Genomic DNA, 22,535 nt, shown 5'->3' with positions numbered 1-22,535 from the left:
CGGTTGCCCGCCCCTCACACCAGCCGCAGCACCAACGCTCCCAGCGACCCCGCCCACAATGCAATGGCCGCGATGCCCTGAATAAAGAATCCCGGGCCGCGTTTTGCAGCGGCCTTCGAGTAGCCGATGAAGTAAACGATGCGGCCGGCGATCCAGATCGCACCGATCGCCGCTGCGCCGGCATCACTGATGTAAACCGCAAACAGCCAGAGCGACGGCAGGAAGATCGGCATCCATTCCAGCGTGTTCATCTGGATGCGGAACGCGCGCTCAAAATCCGGATGGCCCGACATTGCCGGCACCTTGACGCCGGTCTTGGTGCGCGAGCGCGACACGTTGATGGTGACGAAGAAGTAGAACAGGATCGCCAGCAGCGTGACGAGGGCGGTGAGGTGATACATCGCTAGTCCCTTCGAAGAAGTCCCGGTTCAATACCCGGTCAGCTCGAGATAGCCAACGCCGTCATGCGAACCGGCAAAGCTGATCGGTCCTTCCAAATAGGAAAAACCGGTCCCCATCCACGCCTTTGGATTGAGCGGCTTGCACACGATCGAGAACGACCGCGAGGGGATCGCGATCAGCCATTCCACCGGCAGCTTGCGTCCCGCGACCTCGGCGGTCGCCTTCGGAGTCATCTGGATGTCGTCGCCCGCGATCATGTGCGTGTCGCCGGCGGCGGAGATCCAGTTGCCGAACGGATGATTCTGGCCGTCCTTCTGGCGCAGCCGGTACAGCATCAGCTTGTCGCCGGATGAAAGATGCAGCGACAGCCAGTCCCAGCCGGTCTGGTCGGTGTCGAGCGGCTGGCTGCTCCATTCGCGGTCCATCCAGGCCTGACCGGAAATATCGACCGGCCTGTCGTCGATGGTGAGCGTGCCGCGGGCGCGATAGAACGGCTGGCTGTAATAATAGGAGGCCTGTCCGCGCTCCGACTTGCGGCTGTAGCCACGATCGCCCTGCAACACCACTGGATGATCGGCCTCCAACGTCAACGCGTAGCCGAAGTTGGTGCCGGAGGCTTTCAGCGTCAGCGGTGCCAAGGAGCGATCGTCGGTGCGCTCGGATCCGTTCATCTCCCAATCGTCGATCCAGGCTAAGAACGGTTTCGCGGTGACGCCGGCCTGTCCTACACCGCCGCGGGAAAACAGCTCATTGAAGCGGTGGGTGTCGGCACGCGTCACCGCGGCATGCGCCATCCACACCTGCTGGTTGGCCCAGCCCTCGCCTTGCGGTCCGGGCTGCGTCGCCTGACGGAACAGCGTCCATTGCAGGCCGCAAGCCGCGCCGCTGCTATCGACAAGATTCGCCGTGAGATACCACCACTCGATGCGAAACTCCGGATGCGGCCCGTGATCGCCCGGAAAGGCGAACGTCTTTCCCGGCTCGACCTTCGCAAACCCGTCGGCGGTTTCACCGAGGCCGGCATAGCCCTGCGCATGTGTGCGCCGCGCGAGAGCGAGCGCGGCGATGCCGCCGGCGAAGGCGCGCCGGGAGATCCTGTCAGCGCTCATTGGCAAACACCTTGACGAGGCTCGCCGGTTGCATCCGGGCCAATCGGATCATCGGCAGCAGGGCGGCAAGCAACGAGGCGAACAGCGCGACTGCGACCAGTTCGACCAATTGCAAGGGAAACACATGGAACGGCAGCCGCCAGCCGAACGCCTTCACGTTGACGATCGCGATCAGGCACCACGCCACCAATAGCCCGAGCGGCACGGCCAGAAGCGACGTGAACAGCGCGACCGACAGCGTCTTGGTCAATTCGATCGCGGCAAGGCGCGGCCGCGTGATGCCGATCGCCCAGAGCGGCGCAAGCTGCGGCAGGCGGGAATTCGCCAACGTGAGAAGGCTGGTCAGAAGCGCGATCCCGGCGACGCCGAGCGTGAACGCGTTCAGCGCCGAAGTCACCGCGAAGGTGCGGTTGAAGATCCGGATCGACTCCGCCTTCACCGTGGCCTGGTCGGCGACGCTGCGATCGTCGAGCGCAAACTGCTTCTGCAGCGCTGCGATCAGGCCGGGGATATTCTCCTTCGCGACGATCAGACCGATTCGTGTCTGCGGCGTCTGCGGAAATTGCCGGATCAGCGCCGCGACATTCACCGCAAGCTGGCCCTTGGGGTTGCCGTAGTCGGCATAGATGCCGACGATGTCGAGCTGCCAGCTTCCGCCCGGCGCCGGAACGTCAACGACGTCGCCGACGCGGACGTTGAGGCGGCGGCTCAGCTGCTCGCTGATGAAGGCGGCATTGCCGGGTATGAGCCGGGTCCAGGCACGCGGCGCGGCTTCCAGCAGCGGCCAGCGCTCGCGATAGAGCGCATGATCGGGCAGGCCGAGCAGCTCCACCGGCTGGCCCTGTACCTGCGTCTCGGCACGTCCGCCCGACAGGATCGCCTGGACATCGCTGCGCTCCTTCAGCCAGTCGCGGATCGCGACGCCTTTGGCATTGTCGGAGGCGCTGATGTAGACATCGGCTGCGAGCCGTCCGTTGAGCCAGCCAACAAAAGTGCGGCTGAACGTTTCCACCATGGTGGACACCCCGACATTGACGGCGAGCGCGAGCAGCAGCGCCATCAGTGCCAGCGACAAACCCGAGAGCTGCTGCCGGCTGTCCGCCCAGAACCACAGGGCGAGCGGCCTCCGCGCCAAACGCTGTCCGGCCAGCAGGATGAGTTCGAGGAACGCGGGCAGGATCAACGCGGCGCCGAACATCAGCGCTGCCAGCACGCCAAAGCCGGCGATCAGCGATTGCCCGTACTGGAGCAGCAATAGCGCGACCGCGAACACGGCGCAGGCTGCTCCGCTTTGCAGGATCAGCCAGCGGCGCTGCCTCTGTTGCCAGGCGCGCGGCTGCGCGGTCGCCAGCACCGGCATCCTGACAGCCTTGATCAGGCTGGTCGCCGCGGCCACCAGCGCGCCGGCAATGCTGATGCCGATCCCGGCGAGCCACCATTCAGGTCGCAAGCTGAGCTGCCCCGGGATTTGCGCGCCATAGAGTCCACGCAGAGACGCCGCGACGTCGGGCAGGAGCGCGGCCGCAATGAAATAGCCGCAGGCAAGCCCGATCAGGCCTGCGACCAGCGACAGCGCCACGAGCTCGACCACCAGCACGGTGTTGACCAGTCGCGCCGAGGCACCGCAGGCCCGCAGCGTGCGTAGCATCGGCAGCCGCTGCTCGAAGGCGAGGCCGACGGCTGAATTGACGATGAAAAGACCGACGAAGAACGACAGCAGGCCGAACGCGGTGAGGTTGAGATGAAAGCTGTCGGTGAGACGCTCCAGCTCGGTCTCCGCATCCGGCTCGACCCGCTGCAAGCGATGGCCGACGACGTTCGCCAATGGCGCGGGCTTGCCCTTCGGTTTGCCGATCAGCAGTCGCGAGATCTGGTCGGGCTTGTTCAGCAGCCGCTGTGCCACGCCGATATCGACCACCAGCACATCGGGCACGAGCTGCGGCAGCACGCGCAGCGGCGGCAGTTTTGCGCCATTGCTGATCGCTGGTGCCGCGCCCTCCTGCTCCTGCAAATCGCTCAGCGTTTCCTTCGCCACCAGCGTCTGGCCCGGCGGTGCGACGAAGCTGCTCAGATCGGCGGCGCCGAGGCGCGGTGCATTGCCGACATCGACCGGCAGCGTCACCGGCTCGATGCCGAGCAGCCGGACCGAGCGCCCGTTGACCTGGACCCGTCCTTCCAGCATCGGCGAGACCGGCCAGCCGGCGCGACGGAGCTTGACGAACAGCTCCTGCGGAAAGGTGGCGGCATCAGGCGCGACCAGCATCGGCGTGCGCGCGCCGCCGAAGGTTGCCGCGGCGCGATCATAGGCGTTGCGGGCCTGCTGGTTGATCGCCTGCACGCCGCTCCATAGCGCGGTCGCCGCGATCAGCCCGATCAGGAGCGTCGCGAACTGCATCTTGTGGCGCCGCCAATGGCTGAGCAGCACGGCGAGGACCCAGAGCGCGCGCCTCATGCGATTCGCCCGGCATGCAGATTGACGTGGCGATCGAGTGTCGCGGCCAAATGCAGGCTATGCGTCACCATCAGAAAGCCGCAGCCGGTGCGCGTGACGAGGTCGCGCGTCAGGGCAAGCACGTCCTCGGCAGTGGCCTCGTCGAGATTGCCGGTCGGCTCGTCCGCCAGCAGCAACAACGGCTTTATTGCCAAGGCCCGGCCGATCGCGACCCGTTGCTGCTGTCCGCCCGATAATTGTTCTGGATACCGCTTGAGCAGGCCGCCGAGCCCGAGACGCTCGATCAGCTCCTCGTACCAGGCTGCGTCGTACGGGCCGGCGATCCGCGCCTGAAACGCCAGATTGTCCCCGACCGACAGACTTGGGATCAGATTGTACTGTTGAAACACCAGGCCGATCCGGTCGCGCCGCAGTCCCGCGCGTCCCGCATCGGACAATTTGGTGACCTCGGTGTCTTCCAGCCGGATCGTGCCGCCATCGGCGGCATCGAGCCCCGCGATCAGGTGCAACAGCGTGCTCTTGCCGCTGCCGGACTCGCCGGTCAGTGCGACGCGTTCGCCGGCCTTGAGGTCGAGATCGACGCCGCGCAGGACATGGACCGGCTCACCGGCCGAAGAGAACGTTTTGGAGAGGTTTCGGATGCTCAGCACGATGAATGGCGCCGGACGGAATTAGCGGAATTGCTGCGTAGCACACTTGCTGCGGAAATGCCGGGTTGCGTTGGTATTGAAGCCGTTGTTAGCTCCTAAGAGGACCACATCAAAAAAGTGCCAAAAAGGGACGACGGGGAGAACGATGAGCGCTCAGGCAACGCAGCCCGCGGCGGGCAAGATGACAGGCACGCCCAAGGAAATGTCCAAGGAAACGCCGAAGGGTGCCTGGACCGTTACATTTCTCCTGTTTCTTTTCATGCTGGTGAACTTCGCCGACAAGATCGTCGTCGGTCTTGCGGGCGTTCCGATCATGACGGAGCTGAAGCTCGAGCCCGAGCAGTTCGGTCTGCTCGGCTCGTCGTTCTTCTTCCTGTTCTCGATCTCGGCGATCGTGGTCGGCTTCATCGTCAACAAGGTACCGACCCGCTGGGTGCTGCTGACGCTCGCGGTGATCTGGGCGCTGACGCAGTTTCCGATGGTCGGCACCGTCTCTTTCACCACGCTCCTGATCTGCCGCATCGTGCTCGGCGCCGGCGAAGGCCCGGCGGCCTCGGTGGCGATGCACGCGGTCTACAAATGGTTCCCCGACGAGAAGCGCACGATGCCGACCGCGATCCTGTCGCAGGGGTCGGCCTTCGGCGTGATCCTAGCGGTGCCGGCGCTGAACTGGATCATCGTCAATCATTCCTGGCACTATGCGTTCGGCGCGCTCGGAATCGTCGGCTTGATCTGGGTCGCCGCCTGGCTCGCACTTGGCAAGGAAGGCCCGCTGGACACCCACGCATCGGCCGTGATCGAACCTAAAATACCCTATCTCCAGCTTCTGACATCGCGCACCTTCATCGGCTGCGTGACCGCGACCTTCGGCGCCTATTGGGCGCTGTCGCTCGGGCTCACCTGGTTCACGCCCTTCATCGTCAAGGGCCTCGGCTTCTCGCAGTCTCAGGCGGGCTTCGTCTCGATCCTTCCCTGGGTGTTCGGGGCGACCGTCGTCATTCTCACGGGCTGGATCTCGCAGGTGATGCTGGCACGCGGCTACACGTCGCGGATCTCCCGCGGCGTGCTCGGCTCGGTGCCGCTGATCGTCGGCGGCCTGATCCTCGCGATGATGCCGCACGTCCAAGGCGCGGGCCTTCAGATCGCCCTGCTCGTGGTCGGCTCCGGCCTGTGCGGCGCGATCTACGTCGTCTGCCCGCCCATGCTCGGCGAGTTCACGCCGACGTCGCAGCGCGGCGCGGTTCTCGCGATCTACGGTGCGCTCTATACCCTTTCGGGCATCATCGCGCCGCTCGTGATGGGCAGCGTGATCCAGCGCGCCGGCAGCATGCTCGACGGCTACATGACCGGCTTCACCATCAACGCCGCGATCATGGTCGGCTCCGGCCTGCTCGGGCTGCTCCTGCTCTGGCCGAACACGGAAAAGGCGAGGCTCACCGGTGGTGCTACGCCGCAGGCAGCGCCGCTGAAGAGCGCGGTGTCGCCGACGTAAGGGCGCATCCTCGCCCCCCTACCACAACTGTCATCCCGGCCTTCGCCGGGACGACAATTGAGTGTTGCTCAAGCCGCGATTTTCCGCTTCCGTTCCGTGAACGGCGACAGCACCACTGTCGCGACCATGAAGATCACGGACGCGCCGAACACCCAGTGCGGCGCGCTCTGGTCCATGATCCAGCCGAACAGCAGCGGGCTGACGATGCCGCCGAGATTGAAGCCGGTGGAGACGATGCCGAAGGCGCGACCGGCCGCGCCGGGAGGTGCTGCATTGCGCACCAGCATGTCGCGCGAGGGCGCGATCACGCCGGAGAGGAATCCCGCGGCCGCCATCGTGGCGGTCAGCGCCCAGCCCGGCAGCGTGACCAGCGCGATCAGCAGCACGATCGCCGCGTTTGCGGCAAAGCAAGCGGCGGCGACATAGCCGTGGCGCTCGGTGTGGTCGGCAAGGAAGCCGCCCGCGAGCACGCCGGCGGCGCTTGCACCGAGGAAAGCGGTGAGCGCGACATTGGCCGCGGAATAGGTCACGCCATAGCCACTCATCAGCGCCACCACGCCGAAATTGTTGATGCCGGCGACCGACAGGCTGAGCAGCATGAACAGCGCCGTCAGCGTGATCAGCGCCGGCGTGATCACGGCCTGTTTGGGTGCGCTCTCGGTGCCCGGCTTGGTGTTGTGCGCGCCGGCATCGGGAATGTTCATCGTCACCAGCAACAGCGCGACCAGAACGCCGATCGCGCCCGATGCGATCAGCGCACCGGCACCGCCGGACACGATGACCAGTGCGGCGACGATCGCCGGCGCCACCGCGCCGCCGAAATAGCCTGCAAAGGTGTGGATCGAGAAGGCGCGGCCCATCCGTGCTTCGTCCATGTGCTCGGCGAGGATGGCGTAATCGGCGGGATGGTAAACGCTATTGGCGAGCCCGAGCAGCACGGCGCAGGCGATCAGCGAGGTGTAGCTCAGATGCAGGCCGAGCAGGATCAGCGCGAAGCCGCCGAGGGTAAGACCGCCCAGCAAAATCTTTCGCGCGCCAAAATGGTCGACGAGATAACCGGTCGGCGCCTGCGTCAGCCCCGACACCACGGCCGACACGGTCAGTGCAAACCCGAGCTCGACATAGCCGACGCCGAGTTGATTCTTGAGGAAGGGAAACAGCATCGGCAGGACCAGCAGATGGAAATGGCTGACCCAATGCGCGATCGAAATTCCCGTCAGCGTGCGTAGCGCGCTGTCCGCCTTGCCTTGTTGCGGTGCGGCGAGAACGTCGACCATTGCAGTTCCGTTTCACGTCCTTTGGAGACGCGCAAACTATCGGGCAGAGCGGTTATTTGTCCATGAACGCAGGCGCATGGCAGTAGCGCGGGGCAGGAGATTCCCCGCCGTCGTCCTGGCGAAAGCTAGGACCCATTCCCAGGAACCAGTTTGGCGAAAACTCGTGGTCCGGTACTGCGAGCATCCACGATCGAGGGATCACGCGGTATGGGTCCTGGCCTTCGCCAAGACGACGGCGGAGAGGAGGCGCGGGCCGTCAAAACACAAGCCGCTACCCCTCAAAACGGCTCGTCATCCGGCCCGTAGCGGTCGCGCTTCGGTGTCGCGATGTCGCCGTCTTCGTAATCATCATCTTCGGTGTCGCGCGGAGGCGGAGGCTTCTTCGCCTTGTCTTTTGCTGGCGTGTTGTCCGCAATTTTGGGCGGCGCGCTCGGCTTGCCGATCTTGGCCATGGCTGGTCCCGGATGGTGATGCTGCATCCGTCCTAGCCTGAATATATGGGCAGCTGCTGATTTATCTCAAGAACGGCGGCAAGGGCGCTCAGTGCACCACCGGGCCGCCGGCCTTCTTCCAGGCATCGATACCGCCGGCGATGTGGGCGGTGTTGGTGAGCCCGGCCTCCTTGGCGGCGGCGACAGCCATCGCAGAGCGTTCGCCGAAGGCGCAGAAGAACACGACGCGGCGGCCGGTGGCGGCCGCGACCTCGCGCAGCATGCCGCCGGGCTTGAGGCTGTCTTCAACGGACGGATAGGGCGTATGCAGTGCGCCTTCGAGCATGCCGTGCTTCATGCGCTCATTGGTCTCGCGCAAATCGACCAGCAGGATATCGGGACGGCCGAGGCTGCGGATCGCCTCGACGGCGCGGAGCGCGCGACCCTCTTTCTCCAGCTCCTCCTGGTGCAGGCCGACATGCATGTTGGCGGGCACCGCGACGTCCATCATCTTCGGATTGGGCAGCTTCAGATTGGCCATCAGCTCGATATAGTCGTCGACCGAGCGCACTTGGAGCCGTGGATTGTAGCGCTTCTCCTCGCCGATGGTGGAGACGGTGTCGCCCTTGTAGTCATGCGCCGGGAACACCATGGTCTCGTCGGGCAGCTTGAGCAGGCGGTTGAAGATCGAATCGTACTGCGCGCGCGACGAGCCGTTCTGGAAATCGGTGCGGCCGGTGCCGCGGATCAGCAGCGTGTCGCCGGTGAAGACGCGGTCGCCCATCAAATAGGAATAGGAATCGTCGGTGTGGCCAGGCGTGTACATCACGTCGAGCGCCAGGCCCTCGATCGTCACCTTGTCGCCGTCGGCAACCCGCATCGCCACCACGTCGGCCTTGGTCTGGTCGCCCATCACCGTCATGCAATGGGTGCGATCGCGCAGCTCGCCAAGGCCGGTGACGTGGTCGGCATGTAGATGGGTATCCACGGCCTTGACCAGCTTGAGATCAAGCTCGCGCAGCAGCTGGCAGTAGCGGTCGACCTTCTCCAGCACGGGATCGAGGATCAGCGCCTCGCCGCCGGCGCGGCTCGCCAGGAGATAGCTGTAGGTACCCGAAACACTGTCGAAGAGCTGGCGGAAAATCATGGCAAGACCCGGCGTGAATTACCCGGAGATTCTACTACATTTCGGGCTCACAAGAGAAGCAATTCACTGTGTAAGCAAGAAAATTTGGAAGATTTTTATTCCTGTGACGGGCGGGCGGGCGTCACCCGGCCACCGCCGTCATTCCCCGCGAAGGCGGGGAATCCAGCCGCGCCCTCTCCGTACCCTCGCCGTCTCGGAGTACTGGATCGCCCGCCTTCGCGGGCGATGACACCGAGTGTGCCGCGACGCTTTGCCCCGACAAAAGGCTCAGGGCCGCACCAATGTGTACCCGTTCTCGCTGAGAAACAGGATCTGCCCCACCCCGACCTGCACCGGTGTCGCCGAGGGGATGAAATCCGGCCGCTTGCCCGTCTCCCGCTCGATCGTGTCGACGGTGTTGAGGCAGATGTCGAAGCGTACGCCTTGCGCGATCAGGCTCTCGACCTGCTTGCGGCGCTCGCTGCCTGACAACAGGAGATCAATGTCGGGACCGAACGCCACCACCTCGATCGCGACCTTGTCGGGGTCGTAGGCCTTCAGCAAATTGTTGGCGACGCTGAGCACCAGAGCCTGCTTCCTCGCCTCGCCATCGGAGAGCTGCAGCACGATCTTGTGCTCGGCGAACGGCTTGTCCTGGAGCGGCACCTGTTGCGCAAAAGCCGTCGGCGTCGCCGTCCATGCGAGCAGCGCCAGCAGCATCGCGGATAGGGTTTGCGCCCGCATCATCCCTGTCCTGCGATGCCCGGATTGCCCTCGACGCCTTTCAGCGTGACGCCGGAGCCGAGCCGCTCCTGAAACATCCGGCCCGAGCGCAGATATTTTGCCACCACATCCCACACCGGCGCGCCCTGCTGGCCGTTGACCGAGGCCCAGCCCGCGACCTTGTAGCGGTGGCTGGCACTGAGCGCCTTGCCGCCATTGAGCTTCAGCTCCGAGATGCGGCTGCCGATCGCCGCCGTCGGCGTGCAGGTGTAGCTGAGCCCGCCGGCGCGCACCATGTCGCCGCCCTGCTGGTAATAAGGATCGGTATTGAAGAGATTGTCGCAGACGTCTTCCAGCACGTCCTTGATCTGCGCGCCGGTCATCTCCTGCACATAGCTCTCGGGATAGCTGATGGCGGTTTCCGCCAGCAAATCCTCCATTGTCAGCGGCTGGCCGGAGAGGGCGGTGACGCCCCAGCGGAAGCCCGGCGACAGCGCGATCTCGGCGTCGAGCTCGGTGCGCAGCGCACTGCAGATCAGCTCGTCGACCGGGCCGGCGAAATTATCGCGGCGATACAGCAGGCGATCGGGCGCCGCGATCTTGTCCGACCAATCGGTAACGAAGGGCGCCCGCAGCCGGCCGATCAGTTCTGCCATCCCAGGATCGGGCTTCAACAGCTCGGAATAGACCGGCAGCAGATGATATCTGACGTCGCCGACCTTGCCTTTGTCGAGCGCGAGATCGAGCACGGCAAGGAATTTTCCGTTGGATCCGGCATTGGTGACGAGCGTGGTGCCGCTCGCATTCTTCACTGCGATCGGCTGCGGGATCGCATCATGGGTGTGGCCACCGAGGATGACGTCGATGCCGGTGACGCGGCTTGCGAGCTTGAGATCGACGTCCATGCCGTTGTGCGACAGCAGGATGACCGCATCGACCTTGTCGGTGCCGCGCAAGCCATCGACATGCTTCTGGAGTTCTTCCTCGCGGATGCCGAAGGTCCAGTCCGGCGTGAATCGTTTGGGATGCGCGATCGGCACGTAAGGGAAGGCCTGGCCGACGATGGCGACGCGATGGCCGCCGAGCTCCTTGATCACGGAGGGCTTGAACACGCGTCCCGTCGCCCTGTCGAAGGCGGGGGCGTCGTTGAATGCGGCTTCCTCGGTCAGGAAAACGTTCTGCGCCAGGAACTCGCCCTTGAAGCGCGCGAGATTGTCGCGCAGCGCCTGCTCGCCGTAGGTGAATTCCCAATGCCCGGTCATCGCCTCGATACCGAGCAGGTTTGCGGCCTCGACCATGTCGCGGCCCTGCATGATATTGGCGAGTCCCGTGCCTTGCCAGAGATCGCCGCCGTCGACGAGCACGGAGCGTTTTTCGCCGGCATCGCCGCGCAAGCGGTCGATCAGCGTCTTCAGATGGGCGAAGCCACCGAGCTTGCCGAAGCGGCCTGCGGACTTCTCGAACTCGAAGCAGCTGAAGGCATAGGCGTCCGCGCTGTCGGGCCTGATGCCGAAGCGGTCGAGGAAGGCGCGGCCGACCAGATGCGGCGGCCGTCCGGCCATCTCGCCGATCCCGATATTGACGCTGGGCTCGCGAAAATAGACCGGATTGAGTTGCGCATGGGTGTCGGTGAGGTGAAGGATGCGCGCATTGCCGAACCGTTCGAGGTCGTAAATGCTCGCGGCCTCAGCACCGCGCGCAAGCCGCGGCAGGCTGAGCGATGCGGCAGCAAGGCCTGCATTCTTCAGGAAATCGCGGCGGCGGATCGCCATCCAGAAATTCTCCGCGCCCTCTCATGGTCGCAAGGCTGTTGCAGGAGCGAACAGTCTAGCGGATTTCCATCGCCTTCCAGGCTTCTTTTTCGGAAATCGCCTGGAAGATCGACGCCTTCGCCAGCGCCTCGGCCTCCCTCGCTGCGGCCACGGCGCGGTCGAAATCGCCGCCATCGGCTGCCTTCTTTGCGGCGGCCAGCGCCGAGACGGTCACGGTCCATTGGTGGCGCAAGCTGGCAGCCTCCTTCGCGGCAGCTTCGGCGGCGGAATAGGCCGTCTTGTAGTCTGCCTCATTCGCCGCGCGCGCCGCTGGCGCGAGGCCCAAAGCGAGCAGCAAGGCGAGGAACATGGCGACGGCAAGTGACCGGTTCATGGCCGCGCTCCCGGTCCCGATATCGGCAGGCCGTTGGCGACGTAGGACAGGAAATATTCGACATCGCGGTATTCATCCGCCTGCGGCTCCAGCGGAACCGCGCGGGTCTGGCTGTTGCAGGTGACGAAGCGGCGGCTGGTCGTGCCCATGCCGCTCCATTCGGAGCGGTAGATCGGCATCGCGTTCAGAATGCCGAGCGCCGGCGCCAGGATCTCGGCGCGGATGCGCTCGCCCGGGCTCTGCACATGGCAGCTCGCGCAGGAGAAATTCATCTGGCCGCGGCGCGTGTAGAAATAGCGCTTGCCGTTCTCGAAGGCCGCGAGCGCGCGAGGATCGTCGGGGATCTTGATGTCCATCGGCTTGCCGCGCGAGGTGAAGGCCATGTAGGCGGTGAGCGAGGCCATCTCGTCCTTGACGTAGGAATAGGGCGCCTCGCCATTGGCCTCGCGGCAGCGGTTGAGCGCCAGTTCCAGCGTGACGACCTTGCCTTCCTTCTCGTCGAAATAAGGATAGTTCTGGCGGATGCCGATGCCGCCGTTCGGGAAGCAGTCGGCATAGGTCTTGCCGTTCTTGAACGGGGTGGCGAACATCTCCTTGCCGGCGTCGAGCGCGAACTCGTAGGGCGGGAATTCCTCCTTCTCCTGCCACTGCCGCTTCATGTCCTCGTTCATGGAATAGGGGCCGTTGACGAAGTCCTCGTGCTTCACGGTCGGGAATTTCTGAAAGAAGAAGTTCTGGAATGCCTTGGCATCGGCAACGGGATCGACCTTGTCGGCCGCCACCACGCGCGGAGAGGTGAGGGCCAACGCGACGAGCGCGGCGCTCAGCGAACCAAGCAGGATGGAGGTACGGGCCGTCATCACGAGATCTTCGCGGTGGTCGTATCCGACGCACCCTTGTTATCCGTCCAGGAGACCTTGAGATCGTCGCCCTTCTTGGCCCCCTTGAAGCTGAACTTGACGTAGGGGTCCTTCGAGATCGCGGTGCCCCAATCGGCAACGAAGACGTCCTTGCCGTTACATTCGAATTTCAGCTGCTGGATGTAATGCGCCGGGATCAGCTCGCCTTTGGCGTCCTTGACGAAGCCGGTATCCATGGGGTGCTGGATCAGCGCCTGCACCTCCGTGATGTCGCCGTTGGCGGTGGCGCGGACGCGAATGCTGGATGCCATCTCGAACTTCCTCGCTTAGCCGCCGCAGCCGCCGACGGTGACTTTGACTTCCTTGGTCGCGCTGTAGAGCTTGCCGTCGGCCTCCACGATCGCGACCACGTTGGTGGTCTTGGCCATCTTCAAGCGGTTGGCGACAGCAGGGATCGTGCCTTCGGGAATCCTGTAGGACGCGGCCAGCGCGTTCGGGTTCTCGGCCACGAAGAACGAGATCGAGGTGACCTTGTCGAGCGTCGTCGTCACCGAGATCGGCACCACGCCGCCGTTTTCGGCGATCTCGGGGGCGTCCAGCTTGATCTTGTCGGAGGGCTCGGCGGTTTTGCCGTAGAGCGCCTTCATGGCATCCGCCTCGCCCTTCTGCTTGAAGGCCTCTTCCGGATATTTGTCGTTGGCCGCGGCCCGCGCGGGAGCGGCACCGAACGGCAGATTGCCGAGGCCGAGCAGCGCGACCGAGGCTGCGCCCTGAAGGATCAGGCGCCGCGTCGCGGTAGGGCCGGTGAGTGTGGTCATCTCGGGTCTCCTGGGCAATCTCGTGCCTGAAGTCACAGGGTCTGCAGGAAATCAACGATCGCGCTGATCTCCTGTTCGGTCAAAATCCGGTTCCGGCCGAACGGCGGCATCATGGTCTGCGGATTGCGCTTGGTCTCGTCGAAGATGATCGCGGCCAGCTCGTTGCGATCGGGGTACTTGGCCTTGAGGTCCTTCAGTTCCGGCCCGATCGTTCCCGGCAGGTCGCCACCCCTGATGACATGGCAGGTCAGGCAATTGCCCTTGCCGCGGTCGAAAGCGAGTTTCCGGCCGTCGGCCACAGCGGACTGCGCCCACGCCGGGCTGGCGAGGCCGGCGGAAATGGCCAGCAAGAAGAACAGAACGGGCGTCCGGGAAAAGGCGGTCAAGGCGTCATTCCGAGGCGTTATAGCGTTGGTCTCGATGGCGAAATAGAAGCGTTCCAAAGCACAAAGGGCACCGTCTGACAATCAAGACTATGCACGCGACAAAATGGAGTTAATATCTTCCCCATTGCAACTAATGAGATTATTTGTTCAGCCGATTTGGCCCGAGAGTTTAGGGCGTGGCGCGGGCCGGCTGTTCCTGAGCGTTTTGCCGCTCAACCTGTTTTCATCGCGTTCTCGTTTTTTCAAGGGGACCTCACTTGGCTGAATATGTCGTCGAATTCGGCAGGGATGGCGGTCGGGTCGAGTCCGATGGGCGGCTCGACGCACCGGCATTTCATCGCAATCACGAGCCGCTCTGGGCGGCACTGGAACAGCATCTCGCCGGCTGCACCGGCAATGTGGTCGAGCTCGGCAGCGGAACCGGCCAGCACGTGGTCTATTTCGCCCGTCACACGCCCGGCCTGATCTGGTGGCCCAGCGATCTCAACCAGCGCCATCTCAAGAGCATCGAGGCTTGGCGCATTCATTCAGGCCTGAAAAACATCCGTTCGCCGCTGCGGATCGATCTCACCGATCCCGATTGGTGCCCGGAGATGAAAAGCGGGCAGGCGCCGTCAAGTCTTGCCGCGGTGTTCTGCGCCAATGTCATCCACATCGCGCCATGGAGCGTCGCCGAGGGCCTGTTCGCCGGCGCCGGCCGCTATTTGCGGGCCGACGGCGAGCTGTTCCTTTACGGCCCGTTCAAGCGCGGCGGCAAGCACATCGCGCTCAGCAATGCCGTGTTCGACACGTCCCTGCGTGAAGGCAATCCCGACTGGGGCGTGCGTGACATCAGCGATGTCGAGGCGCTCGCCCGCGGCGCAGGTCTTCGCCTCGTCGATACGATCGACATGCCGGCGAATAATCTGACCTTGGTATTCGCGCGATAGGACGTCGTCATGCCCGGGCTTGTCCCGGGCATCCACGTTCTTCGTGCACCAGCCAAGGCGTGGATGGCCGGGGCAAGCCCGGCCATGACGATGCCGAAACGTCAGCCCCGCAAACGCTAGCCCTCGTCCTTCCACCCGATCTTGTCTTTCAAAAACCGAAAACCAATCACCTCGAACCCCGCGCGCTCCTTGTTGTCCTTGCCGTAGCCGTGGCCGCCCGCTTCAGGCTCGTAAAACCAGGCCTCGTAGCCCAGGGCCTGGAGCTTTGCCGCCATCTTGCGCGCATGCCCGGGATGGACACGGTCGTCGCGCCGCGTGGTGGCGATCAGGATTGGCGGATAGGGTTGGCCGGCTTTGACGTTGTGATAGGCGGAGTAGGTCTTCAGCCAGTCCCACTCCTCCGGCTTGTCGGGATCGCCATATTCCGCAATCCAGCTCGCGCCCGCGAGCAGTTTTGTGTAGCGGCGCATGTCGACCAGCGGGATGGTGCAGAACAGCGCGCCGAAACGATCGGGGTATCGCACCAGCATGTTGGTGATGAGGATGCCGCCGTTCGATCCGCCCTGTGCGGCGATGCGCTTTGCTGTCGTCACGCCGCGGCGGACGAGATCGGCGGCAACGGCGGCGAAATCATCATGCGACAGCTTCTTTCCGGCGAGCCGGCCGGCATCGTGCCAGCGTGTGCCGAATTCGCCGCCGCCGCGCAAATTCGCCTGCACCGTCGTGCCGCCGCGCTCCAGCCACAGCTTGCCCAGCGATGCGTTGTAATACGGCTTCACCGAATGGGCGAAGCCGCCATAGGCGCTCATATAGACCGGTGCATCGCCGGTCTCGCCGCTGGGGCCGGTCTGCACATAGGGAATGCGCTCGCCGTCGATCGAGATCGCCTCGTGCTGGGTCACCACAAGACCGTCCGCGTTGAATGTTTTCGGCGCCTGCTTCAACACGGTCGGGCTCGCGACGCCGCGCTCCATCAGCAGCAGCGACGGCGGCGTCAGCGGATCCTGCACGTTGGCAAGCAAGTCGCCGTTGCTCTCGGAGGGATGGCGATCCAGCGGCCAGATATCGACGACGCCGATCTGCGGCAGGCCGCCGAGCGACGCGCGGCTCCAGCTTGTGGCGGACGGCGTACAGATCTCGAATTGCGGCTGGAGCTCGTCGAGGATCGACAGCACCAGCCTGCCCCCAGCCCAGAACAGACCCTGCAGGGCGCGGCGAGGTTCCGGCTCGAACAACGCCGCGAAATCGCGGCTGCCGGCAAGGAACGCCGAGAGCGACATGCCGAGCACGGTATCGGCGGCATAGGTTCTGCCCTCGATCGACCAGGCTTCGCGCAGCTTCATCGCGAACCAGTCGCCATGCGCCTGCATCCAGATGCCGGTCGGCAGATCGAGCTTCGTCGTCGTGCCGTCGGCATCGCGCAGCCAGAGCGCATGATTAAAGAAATCGATCTGGTCGACGATCCAGCTGCGCGGGGGCGCGGCGGTGTCGTCGACCATGCCGGAGATCGCCATGTGATCGGCCGTGGTCTCGATGATCGTTTGCGCCTGATCGACAGGCTGCCCACGCCGCCACAGGCGAACCGTCCGCGAATATCCTGAACTCGTCGCCATGCCTTCGCCATGGGCGCTCGACAGCAGCAGCGTGTCGGCATCGAGCCAATCGGCGCCGCCCTTGGCTTCCGACAGCGCAAATCCGTCCGCAACGAAACTCTTGGTGTCGAGGTCGAATTCCCGCAAGGTGACGGCGTCGCTGCCACCGCGCGACAGACTCAAAATGGCGCGCGCGCTTCCCTTCTGTGTGGTGATGCCGCTCAGCAGCCAGTCCTCGCCTTCGCGCACCGCGAGCTGGTCGACATCCAGCATGATCTCCCACGTGGGATGCGGTTTGCGGAACTCCGCAAGCGAAGTCTTCCGCCACAGGCCGCGCGGGTTGGTGGCGTCCTTCCAGAGATTGTGCAGTTCGTCGCCGCGCCGGCTGACATAGGGAATGTTGTCCGGACGATCGTAGATCGCCGCGAGGATATCGCGGTCGCGCGCGAAGGCCGCTCCGCCGAACGCGTCGAGCGTCAAGCTGTTCTGCCGCGTGACGAAATCGAGCGCCTGCTTGCCTTCGATCTCCTCCAGCCAGAGCCAGGGATCGTCGTCGGGAGCGCTGAGCGTAGGCCTGTCGTCGACGGACATGAACGAAACTCCGGAAGGTCGCGGCGGATAGGATTTGATCAAGCGCAAGCCGTCAAGTGCGCGGCCCATTATCATCGGCCCGATTGCGTCAGAGACATGGCCTGCGCCCGTTTGCGCCGGTTGCCCGCCCTCCCGCGCCCCGCCATAGTGCCGGGAATCAAGCGAGCCCTTGAAAGCCTTTGAAGCCCCTCGAATGCCCGTTGGGGCGGAAATGCCGATGCTGGATGTGACTGCAGCCAATGAGATCGCCGCCGACGCTCGCGTGCGCGGCAATGTGGTGCGCCTTGCCGCCGCGCAGGCGCTGACCGGCGCCAACTCTGCCGTGATCTTCGCCACCGGCGCGATCGTCGGCGCGACGCTCGCGCCCGACGTCTCGTTCGCGACAGTGCCTATCTCGATGTATGTGCTCGGCCTCGCCGCCGGCACGCTGCCGACCGGCGCGATCTCGCGACGCTTCGGCCGCCGCGTCGCTTTCATCGTCGGCACCGGTCTGGGCGCGCTGACCGGTTTGCTCGGCTGTTTCGCGATCCTGCACGCTTCGTTTCCGTTGTTCTGTCTGGCGACTTTTCTCGGCGGCCTCTACGGCGCGGTGGCGCAGTCCTATCGCTTTGCTGCCGCCGACGGCGCCAGTGCTGCCTATCGACCCAAGGCGGTGTCCTGGGTGATGGCGGGCGGCGTGTTCGCCGGCGTGCTCGGTCCGCAGCTCGTGCAATGGACCATGGATGTCTGGCAGCCTTATCTGTTCGCCTTCAGCTTCCTGGTCCAGGCGGCTGTCGCGCTCATCGCCATGGGCATCGTCGCCGGCGTCGACATGCCGAAGCCGGCGCCGGCCGATCTTCACGGCGGGCGGCCGCTGCTCGACATCGTGACCCAGCCGCGCTTCATCGCGGCGGCGCTGTGCGGCGTCATCTCCTACCCCATGATGAATCTGGTAATGACCTCGGCGCCGCTCGCCATGAAGCTGTGCGGCTTGAGCGTTTCCGATTCCAATTTCGGCATTCAATGGCACATCGTCGCCATGTACGGGCCGAGCTTCTTCACGGGCGCGCTGATAGCCCGCTTCGGCGCGCGGAAGGTCGTTGCCGCCGGCCTGCTGCTGGAGGCCGGCGCGGCCGGCATCGGCCTGTCCGGCATCACCGCGATGCATTTCTGGGCCACGCTGATCGTGCTCGGTATCGGCTGGAATTTCTCCTTCATCGGCGCCTCAGCGCTGGTCTTGGAGACGCACCGGCCGCAGGAGCGCAACAAGGTGCAGGCCTTCAACGATTTCCTGGTGTTCGGCATGATGGCGATCGGCTCGTTCTCGTCCGGCCAATTGCTCGCCAGTTACGGCTGGTCCGCAGTGAACATGGTGGTGTTCCCACCGGTAGCACTCGGTCTCGCCGTGCTCTCGCTGGCGTCCTTTGCCCGCCGCCGCAAGGCGCGGCTGGACGCGGCCATGGGCGAGTTCCCGGATGCGATCTGAGGTGGCGGGAGGCTGTCAGCAGCGTTGATAGTTCGATCCAGGTCGAAGTGATTTCCGATGTCTGGGTTGTTACATGATGCTCGTCATGAACAGGCGAGCGTGAAGCACGGCGCTCGCGGGGGAAACGAAGGACAAGCGCAAATGCTCGACAACCCCCGATACGACGCATCCGTCGACGAATCCTCGCTCCGCTACGAAGGCTGGCGCATCGTTGCGGTCTGCTTCCTGCTCGCGACCTTCGGCTGGGGGCTCGGCTTCTACGGCCAGAGCGTTTATGTCGCCGAGCTCCAGCGCGCGCACGGCTGGTCGGCCTCGCTGATCTCATCCGCCACGACGTTCTTCTATCTGTTCGGCGCGCTGCTCGTCGTCTTCGTCGGCGAGGCCGTCAACAAATACGGCCCGCGTCTCGGCCTGATCGCGGGGACGCTGGCGATGTCGGCTGCGGCGGTCGCGATCGGCGCGGTGCGCGAGCCGTGGCAGCTTTATCTCGCGAATGCCGTGCTCGCCTTCGGCTGGGCCGGCACGAGTTTGGCCATGATCACCAACACGATCAGCCTGTGGTTCGACCACAAGCGCGGCATGGCCATCAGCCTCGCGCTGAACGGCGCAAGCTTCGGCGGCATCGTCGGCGTGCCGCTGCTGGTGACCCTGATTGGTCATGTCGGCTTCGCCAGCGCGATGTTCACCGTCGCCGGCGCCATGCTGGTGCTGCTCCTGCCAGCGATCCTGATTGTCGTCGGCCGCCCGCCCGATCTCCACGGACGGCGCGCCGCGACGAAAACGAAGCCGCAATCGTCGGCGCAAATCCGCAACCAGGCGTTGCGCGATGTCGGCTTCCTCACGGTGACCATAGCCTTTGCTTTGGTGCTGTTCGCGCAGGTGGGCTTCATCGTCCACCTGATCTCGTTCCTCGATCCCGTGATCGGGCGCGAACGCGCGGCCGTCGCGGTTGCGGTGCTGACCGCGATGGCGGTGATCGGCAGGGTGCTGTTCTCGCTGGTGATCGACCGTCTCAACCAGCGGCTCGCCTCGGCGCTGTCGTTCCTGAGTCAGGCCGCGGCGCTTCTCGTCGTCATCAATTTGCACAATGACTACGTGCTGATCGCCGCCTGCGCATTGTTCGGCTTCTCGGTCGGCAATCTCATCACGCTGCCGTCGCTGATCGTACAGCAGGAATTCGATTCCGCCTCGTTCGGAGTGCTGATCAGCCTCAACACCGCGATCAACCAGGTGACCTATGCGTTCGGCCCCGGCGTGGTCGGCTTTATGCGCGACTTCTCCGGTGGCTATGAGCTGCCGTTCTATCTGTGTATTGCCCTGGAGGTAGCAGCGGCGGCGTTGATCATGGTGCGGGGGAAGCCGCGAGCAAAGCTTTCGTAGGGTGGGTTAGCGAAGCGTAACCCACCATTGTTTGCCTCCGCGGAGGCGAAAGAGGTGGGTTACGCCTTCGGCTAACCCACCCTACGCAATCACTACGGCGTCACGCGTCCCGCTGCTTCAGCAGCTCCTCCACATCCAGTCGCTTCGTAAACATCGACAGCTTGCCATCCGGCCCGAACGGCCATTGCTCCCGCGGCTTGTCCCAATACAGCTCCACGCCATTCTGGTCCGGATCGCGCAAATAGAGCGCTTCGGACACGCCATGGTCGCTGGCCCCGTCGAGCGCGATGCCGGCCGAGAGCACGCGGTGCAGCGCATCCGCCAGCGCGGACCGCGTCGGATAGAGGATCGCGGTGTGATAGAGCCCGGTCGTGCCTGGCAGCGGCGGCGAGCCGCCTTTGCTCTCCCAGGTGTTGAGCCCGATGTGGTGATGATAGCCGCCGGCCGAGATGAAGGCCGCGCCGGAGCCCATGCGCTGCATCAGCTCGAAACCGAGCACGCCGCAATAGAAGCCGAGCGCGCGGTCGAGATCGGCGACCTTGAGGTGAACGTGGCCAATCCTGGTGCCGGCGGCGACGGCTTGGTTCTGCGACATGTGGTTGCTCCGTTGACCATTCCCACATAAGGCGAGCCTCGGAGCAGTGCTACTGACCTATCCCGAAACCCAGCGTTTCCATATGCGAAACTATGACAGCTCCCGCAACTCGCCCTCCGGCAGCTCGAACTCAAACGTGTTCAGCGTCATCGACACCAAGGTGTAATAGCCGCAGAGACCAATCACCTCGACCACGCCGCGCTCGCCGAGCAGCTTCACCGCCGCGTCATAGAGGCCCCTCTCGACGCCGTGGCCCTCATGCAGCGACTTCGCAACGTCGTAGATCATCTTGGCCTTGGGATCGTCGAAGACGGGCGTGCGGCGGTCGCGGATGGCGTCGATGATGTCGGGCTTCATGCCGCCGGCAAGCGCGAGGCGCTTGTGCGCATACCATTCGTAATGCGCGGTCCAGTGCCGCGCCGTCACCAGGATCGCGATCTCCGCGAGCTTCGCGGGGAAGATCGTGTCGTAGCGCAGGACCTCGCCGAGCCGCGTGGCGTGACGGGCCATGTCGGGGCTATTGAGCCAGGCCATCATCGGCGCCGGCGGCTTGCCGCGCTTGCCGGCAATCGACTCGTCATATGTCTGCCGCTGGCTCTCGTTCATTTCGCCAGGCGAAAGAAGCTTCAGGCGCATTGTTGTTTCCTCTTTGTTTTCAAGCTCGCCGTAGTCGCGACTATAGCCGATGCGTGACACGGAAGTGGTTGAATTCCGCGGGAGCTTGGCCCAGAGTCGCGCCCAACAAGCCGATTTTAATTGATGGAAACGACCAATGACTGACTCCAGGACCAGCGAGACTGAGACCGCCGATCTCGAAACATTCCGCAGCGAAACACGTGCGTGGCTCGAGGCCAACTGCCCGCCGGAGATGCGCAAGCCCGCAACATCAGATGCCGACGTGTTCTGGGGCGGACGTAACGCAAAGTTTTCGTCCGAGCCGCAGCGCATCTGGTTCGAGCGCATGCGCGACAAGGGCTGGACCGTGCCTGATTGGCCGAAAGAATATGGCGGCGGTGGCCTGAGCGCTGCCGAGCACAAGGTGCTGCGCGCGGAGATGGGACGAATCGGCGCGCGGCCGCCGCTGTCGAGCTTCGGCATCTGGATGCTCGGGCCGGCGCTTTTGAAATACGGCAACGATGCCCAGAAGAAAGAGCACCTGCCGAAAATCGCGGCGGGCTTGATCCGCTGGTGCCAGGGCTATTCCGAGCCGAACGCCGGCTCCGATCTCGCGTCGCTCCAGACCCGCGCCGAGAGCGATGGCGATGATTTCGTGATCACGGGGTCGAAGATCTGGACGTCCTACGCCAACTACGCCGACTGGATCTTCTGCCTCGTCCGCACCGATCCCGCCGCGAAGAAGCACGACGGCATCAGCTTCATCCTGTTCGACATGACCTCAAAGGGCGTGACGACCAAGCCGATCCTCCTTATCTCCGGCTACTCGCCGTTCTGCGAGACGTTCTTCGACAATGTCCGCGTGCCGAAATCGCATGTGGTCGGCATCGTCAATCGCGGCTGGGACGTCGCAAAATATCTGCTCCAGCATGAGCGCGCGATGATCTCCGGCATGGGCGAACGCGGCGTCGGCCGTCCGCTCGGCCAGATCGCAGCCGATTCCGTCGGCACCGATGCGCAGGGGCGGCTCGACGATTCCATGCTGCGCGGCCGGATCGCCAGCTTCGACGTCGACGAAGCTGCCCTTGCAGCTTGCGCAGAGCGCGCGGTCGATCTCGCCAAGGCGGGCCAGGCGCATCCGGCGTTCTCGTCGGCGATGAAATATTACGGCACCGAGCTCAACAAGCGCCGTTACGAGATCCTGATGTCGGCCGGCGGCGTTGATGCGCTGGAATGGGAGAGCGATCGCTCGAAGCAAGGCGCTCGGCCGCGTGCTTGGCTGCGAACCAAGGCCAACTCGATCGAAGGCGGCACCACCGAGGTCATGCTCGGCATTGTCGCAAAGCGCATCCTCGATCTGCCGGGGGCCTAACTCCACCGTCGTTCCGGGACGCGCAAAGCGCGAACCCGGAATCCATCAGGCGGCATTCTCTGCGGTGGAATGGATTCCGGGCCTGCGCCTTCGGCGCATCCCGGAATGACGAACCAGAATAAATT

The 22,535-nt window shown here is 64.4% G+C and carries 22 protein-coding genes; 5 read left to right on the top strand and 17 right to left on the bottom strand.

Features of this window, described 5'->3' with window-relative positions:
• Positions 1 to 14: 14 nt before the first annotated feature.
• The 4 genes from ABIB66_RS06830 to ABIB66_RS06815 are packed head-to-tail and all read right to left on the bottom strand — an operon-like array spanning position 15 to position 4,613.
• Positions 15 to 401, bottom strand: a complete 387-nt coding sequence (locus tag ABIB66_RS06830; RefSeq protein WP_354206005.1) for an MAPEG family protein — start codon at positions 399 to 401, stop codon at positions 15 to 17.
• Between the two features lie 27 nt (positions 402 to 428).
• On the bottom strand, positions 429 to 1,511 hold the full coding sequence (locus ABIB66_RS06825) for a lipocalin-like domain-containing protein (protein WP_354206007.1): 1,083 nt from the start codon (positions 1,509 to 1,511) through the stop codon (positions 429 to 431).
• Positions 1,501 to 3,963: an FtsX-like permease family protein gene (locus ABIB66_RS06820; RefSeq protein ID WP_354206009.1), complete on the bottom strand. Its 2,463-nt coding sequence runs from the start codon at positions 3,961 to 3,963 to the stop codon at positions 1,501 to 1,503. The genes ABIB66_RS06825 and ABIB66_RS06820 overlap by 11 nt, the downstream gene beginning before the upstream one ends.
• On the bottom strand, positions 3,960 to 4,613 hold the full coding sequence (locus ABIB66_RS06815) for an ABC transporter ATP-binding protein (protein ID WP_354206011.1): 654 nt from the start codon (positions 4,611 to 4,613) through the stop codon (positions 3,960 to 3,962). The genes ABIB66_RS06820 and ABIB66_RS06815 overlap by 4 nt, the downstream gene beginning before the upstream one ends.
• 145 nt (positions 4,614 to 4,758) lie before the next feature.
• On the opposite strand from ABIB66_RS06815, the gene ABIB66_RS06810 reads away from it, so the two are divergent.
• Positions 4,759 to 6,105, top strand: a complete 1,347-nt coding sequence (locus ABIB66_RS06810) for an MFS transporter (protein WP_354206013.1) — start codon at positions 4,759 to 4,761, stop codon at positions 6,103 to 6,105.
• A 68-nt stretch (positions 6,106 to 6,173) separates the two neighbouring features.
• Here the strand turns inward: ABIB66_RS06810 and ABIB66_RS06805 are convergent, their stop codons facing one another.
• From ABIB66_RS06805 to soxX, 10 genes are all read right to left on the bottom strand, one after another.
• Positions 6,174 to 7,382, bottom strand: a complete 1,209-nt coding sequence (locus tag ABIB66_RS06805) for an MFS transporter (protein WP_354063832.1) — start codon at positions 7,380 to 7,382, stop codon at positions 6,174 to 6,176.
• Positions 7,383 to 7,660: 278 nt separating this feature from the next.
• The gene (locus ABIB66_RS06800) at positions 7,661 to 7,834 is read right to left on the bottom strand and encodes a hypothetical protein (protein ID WP_354063834.1); all 174 of its coding nucleotides are present in this window, start codon (positions 7,832 to 7,834) and stop codon (positions 7,661 to 7,663) included.
• 88 nt (positions 7,835 to 7,922) lie between these two features.
• Positions 7,923 to 8,960, bottom strand: coding sequence for an MBL fold metallo-hydrolase (locus ABIB66_RS06795; RefSeq protein WP_354063836.1), 1,038 nt, complete (start codon positions 8,958 to 8,960; stop codon positions 7,923 to 7,925).
• A 267-nt stretch (positions 8,961 to 9,227) separates the two neighbouring features.
• The gene (locus ABIB66_RS06790; protein WP_354206016.1) at positions 9,228 to 9,686 is read right to left on the bottom strand and encodes a DsrE family protein; all 459 of its coding nucleotides are present in this window, start codon (positions 9,684 to 9,686) and stop codon (positions 9,228 to 9,230) included.
• Positions 9,683 to 11,434 (bottom strand): thiosulfohydrolase SoxB, encoded by a 1,752-nt coding sequence (gene soxB, locus ABIB66_RS06785; protein ID WP_354206018.1) that lies wholly within the window; start codon positions 11,432 to 11,434, stop codon positions 9,683 to 9,685. Before soxB ends, ABIB66_RS06790 begins: the two co-directional genes overlap by 4 nt.
• 55 nt (positions 11,435 to 11,489) lie before the next feature.
• Complete coding sequence (locus tag ABIB66_RS06780; protein ID WP_354206020.1) at positions 11,490 to 11,807, bottom strand: hypothetical protein; 318 nt, start codon at positions 11,805 to 11,807, stop codon at positions 11,490 to 11,492.
• Positions 11,804 to 12,667 (bottom strand): sulfur oxidation c-type cytochrome SoxA, encoded by an 864-nt coding sequence (gene soxA / locus ABIB66_RS06775; protein WP_354206021.1) that lies wholly within the window; start codon positions 12,665 to 12,667, stop codon positions 11,804 to 11,806. Before soxA ends, ABIB66_RS06780 begins: the two co-directional genes overlap by 4 nt.
• Complete coding sequence (soxZ, locus tag ABIB66_RS06770; RefSeq protein ID WP_007598011.1) at positions 12,667 to 12,978, bottom strand: thiosulfate oxidation carrier complex protein SoxZ; 312 nt, start codon at positions 12,976 to 12,978, stop codon at positions 12,667 to 12,669. The genes soxA and soxZ overlap by 1 nt, the downstream gene beginning before the upstream one ends.
• A gap of 15 nt (positions 12,979 to 12,993) precedes the next feature.
• On the bottom strand, positions 12,994 to 13,485 hold the full coding sequence (soxY, locus tag ABIB66_RS06765; protein ID WP_354254615.1) for a thiosulfate oxidation carrier protein SoxY: 492 nt from the start codon (positions 13,483 to 13,485) through the stop codon (positions 12,994 to 12,996).
• Between the two features lie 32 nt (positions 13,486 to 13,517).
• Positions 13,518 to 13,871 (bottom strand): sulfur oxidation c-type cytochrome SoxX, encoded by a 354-nt coding sequence (gene soxX / locus ABIB66_RS06760; protein WP_354206026.1) that lies wholly within the window; start codon positions 13,869 to 13,871, stop codon positions 13,518 to 13,520.
• A gap of 257 nt (positions 13,872 to 14,128) precedes the next feature.
• On the opposite strand from soxX, the gene ABIB66_RS06755 reads away from it, so the two are divergent.
• Positions 14,129 to 14,800, top strand: coding sequence for a DUF938 domain-containing protein (locus ABIB66_RS06755; protein WP_354206028.1), 672 nt, complete (start codon positions 14,129 to 14,131; stop codon positions 14,798 to 14,800).
• 116 nt (positions 14,801 to 14,916) lie between these two features.
• Here the strand turns inward: ABIB66_RS06755 and ABIB66_RS06750 are convergent, their stop codons facing one another.
• Positions 14,917 to 16,983 carry a prolyl oligopeptidase family serine peptidase gene (locus tag ABIB66_RS06750; protein WP_354206030.1) on the bottom strand — a complete coding sequence of 689 codons (2,067 nt, stop codon included), beginning with the start codon at positions 16,981 to 16,983 and terminating at the stop codon, positions 14,917 to 14,919.
• Between the two features lie 217 nt (positions 16,984 to 17,200).
• Here ABIB66_RS06750 and ABIB66_RS06745 point away from each other — a divergent pair, with 217 nt between their 5' ends.
• Together ABIB66_RS06745 and ABIB66_RS06740 are read left to right on the top strand one after the other, a co-directional pair.
• Positions 17,201 to 18,448 carry an MFS transporter gene (locus tag ABIB66_RS06745; protein ID WP_354206032.1) on the top strand — a complete coding sequence of 416 codons (1,248 nt, stop codon included), beginning with the start codon at positions 17,201 to 17,203 and terminating at the stop codon, positions 18,446 to 18,448.
• A gap of 141 nt (positions 18,449 to 18,589) precedes the next feature.
• Positions 18,590 to 19,828: an MFS transporter gene (locus ABIB66_RS06740; RefSeq protein ID WP_354206034.1), complete on the top strand. Its 1,239-nt coding sequence runs from the start codon at positions 18,590 to 18,592 to the stop codon at positions 19,826 to 19,828.
• Between the two features lie 100 nt (positions 19,829 to 19,928).
• Here the strand turns inward: ABIB66_RS06740 and ABIB66_RS06735 are convergent, their stop codons facing one another.
• Together ABIB66_RS06735 and ABIB66_RS06730 are read right to left on the bottom strand one after the other, a co-directional pair.
• Positions 19,929 to 20,423 carry a VOC family protein gene (locus ABIB66_RS06735; RefSeq protein ID WP_354206036.1) on the bottom strand — a complete coding sequence of 165 codons (495 nt, stop codon included), beginning with the start codon at positions 20,421 to 20,423 and terminating at the stop codon, positions 19,929 to 19,931.
• Between the two features lie 90 nt (positions 20,424 to 20,513).
• Positions 20,514 to 21,059 carry a carboxymuconolactone decarboxylase family protein gene (locus ABIB66_RS06730; RefSeq protein ID WP_354254613.1) on the bottom strand — a complete coding sequence of 182 codons (546 nt, stop codon included), beginning with the start codon at positions 21,057 to 21,059 and terminating at the stop codon, positions 20,514 to 20,516.
• Between the two features lie 136 nt (positions 21,060 to 21,195).
• On the opposite strand from ABIB66_RS06730, the gene ABIB66_RS06725 reads away from it, so the two are divergent.
• Positions 21,196 to 22,410, top strand: a complete 1,215-nt coding sequence (locus ABIB66_RS06725) for an acyl-CoA dehydrogenase family protein (protein ID WP_354206041.1) — start codon at positions 21,196 to 21,198, stop codon at positions 22,408 to 22,410.
• The last annotated feature ends 125 nt before the right edge of the window (positions 22,411 to 22,535 follow it).

Origin of the sequence: Bradyrhizobium sp. F1.13.3 (assembly GCF_040548265.1) — a bacterium.
Classification (GTDB): Bacteria; Pseudomonadota; Alphaproteobacteria; order Rhizobiales; family Xanthobacteraceae; genus Bradyrhizobium.
This window is presented reverse-complemented; position numbering and strand designations above follow the sequence as displayed.

Excerpts from the sequence above, each read along its gene's own strand:
- ABIB66_RS06820 (WP_354206009.1), bottom strand. The coding sequence starts at position 3,963 with ATGAGGCGCGCGCTCTGGGTCCTCGCCGTGCTGCTCAGCCATTGGCGG.
- soxB (WP_354206018.1), bottom strand. The coding sequence starts at position 11,434 with ATGGCGATCCGCCGCCGCGATTTCCTGAAGAATGCAGGCCTTGCTGCC.
- ABIB66_RS06725 (WP_354206041.1), top strand. The coding sequence starts at position 21,196 with ATGACTGACTCCAGGACCAGCGAGACTGAGACCGCCGATCTCGAAACA.
- ABIB66_RS06810 (WP_354206013.1), top strand. The coding sequence starts at position 4,759 with ATGAGCGCTCAGGCAACGCAGCCCGCGGCGGGCAAGATGACAGGCACG.
- ABIB66_RS06830 (WP_354206005.1), bottom strand. The coding sequence starts at position 401 with ATGTATCACCTCACCGCCCTCGTCACGCTGCTGGCGATCCTGTTCTAC.
- soxY (WP_354254615.1), bottom strand. The coding sequence starts at position 13,485 with ATGACCACACTCACCGGCCCTACCGCGACGCGGCGCCTGATCCTTCAG.
- ABIB66_RS06825 (WP_354206007.1), bottom strand. The coding sequence starts at position 1,511 with ATGAGCGCTGACAGGATCTCCCGGCGCGCCTTCGCCGGCGGCATCGCC.
- ABIB66_RS06730 (WP_354254613.1), bottom strand. The coding sequence starts at position 21,059 with ATGCGCCTGAAGCTTCTTTCGCCTGGCGAAATGAACGAGAGCCAGCGG.
- ABIB66_RS06735 (WP_354206036.1), bottom strand. The coding sequence starts at position 20,423 with ATGTCGCAGAACCAAGCCGTCGCCGCCGGCACCAGGATTGGCCACGTT.
- soxZ (WP_007598011.1), bottom strand. The coding sequence starts at position 12,978 with ATGGCATCCAGCATTCGCGTCCGCGCCACCGCCAACGGCGACATCACG.
- ABIB66_RS06790 (WP_354206016.1), bottom strand. The coding sequence starts at position 9,686 with ATGATGCGGGCGCAAACCCTATCCGCGATGCTGCTGGCGCTGCTCGCA.
- ABIB66_RS06750 (WP_354206030.1), bottom strand. The coding sequence starts at position 16,983 with ATGTCCGTCGACGACAGGCCTACGCTCAGCGCTCCCGACGACGATCCC.
- ABIB66_RS06745 (WP_354206032.1), top strand. The coding sequence starts at position 17,201 with ATGCTGGATGTGACTGCAGCCAATGAGATCGCCGCCGACGCTCGCGTG.
- ABIB66_RS06780 (WP_354206020.1), bottom strand. The coding sequence starts at position 11,807 with ATGAACCGGTCACTTGCCGTCGCCATGTTCCTCGCCTTGCTGCTCGCT.
- ABIB66_RS06800 (WP_354063834.1), bottom strand. The coding sequence starts at position 7,834 with ATGGCCAAGATCGGCAAGCCGAGCGCGCCGCCCAAAATTGCGGACAAC.
- ABIB66_RS06795 (WP_354063836.1), bottom strand. The coding sequence starts at position 8,960 with ATGATTTTCCGCCAGCTCTTCGACAGTGTTTCGGGTACCTACAGCTAT.
- ABIB66_RS06740 (WP_354206034.1), top strand. The coding sequence starts at position 18,590 with ATGCTCGACAACCCCCGATACGACGCATCCGTCGACGAATCCTCGCTC.
- soxA (WP_354206021.1), bottom strand. The coding sequence starts at position 12,667 with ATGACGGCCCGTACCTCCATCCTGCTTGGTTCGCTGAGCGCCGCGCTC.
- ABIB66_RS06805 (WP_354063832.1), bottom strand. The coding sequence starts at position 7,382 with ATGGTCGACGTTCTCGCCGCACCGCAACAAGGCAAGGCGGACAGCGCG.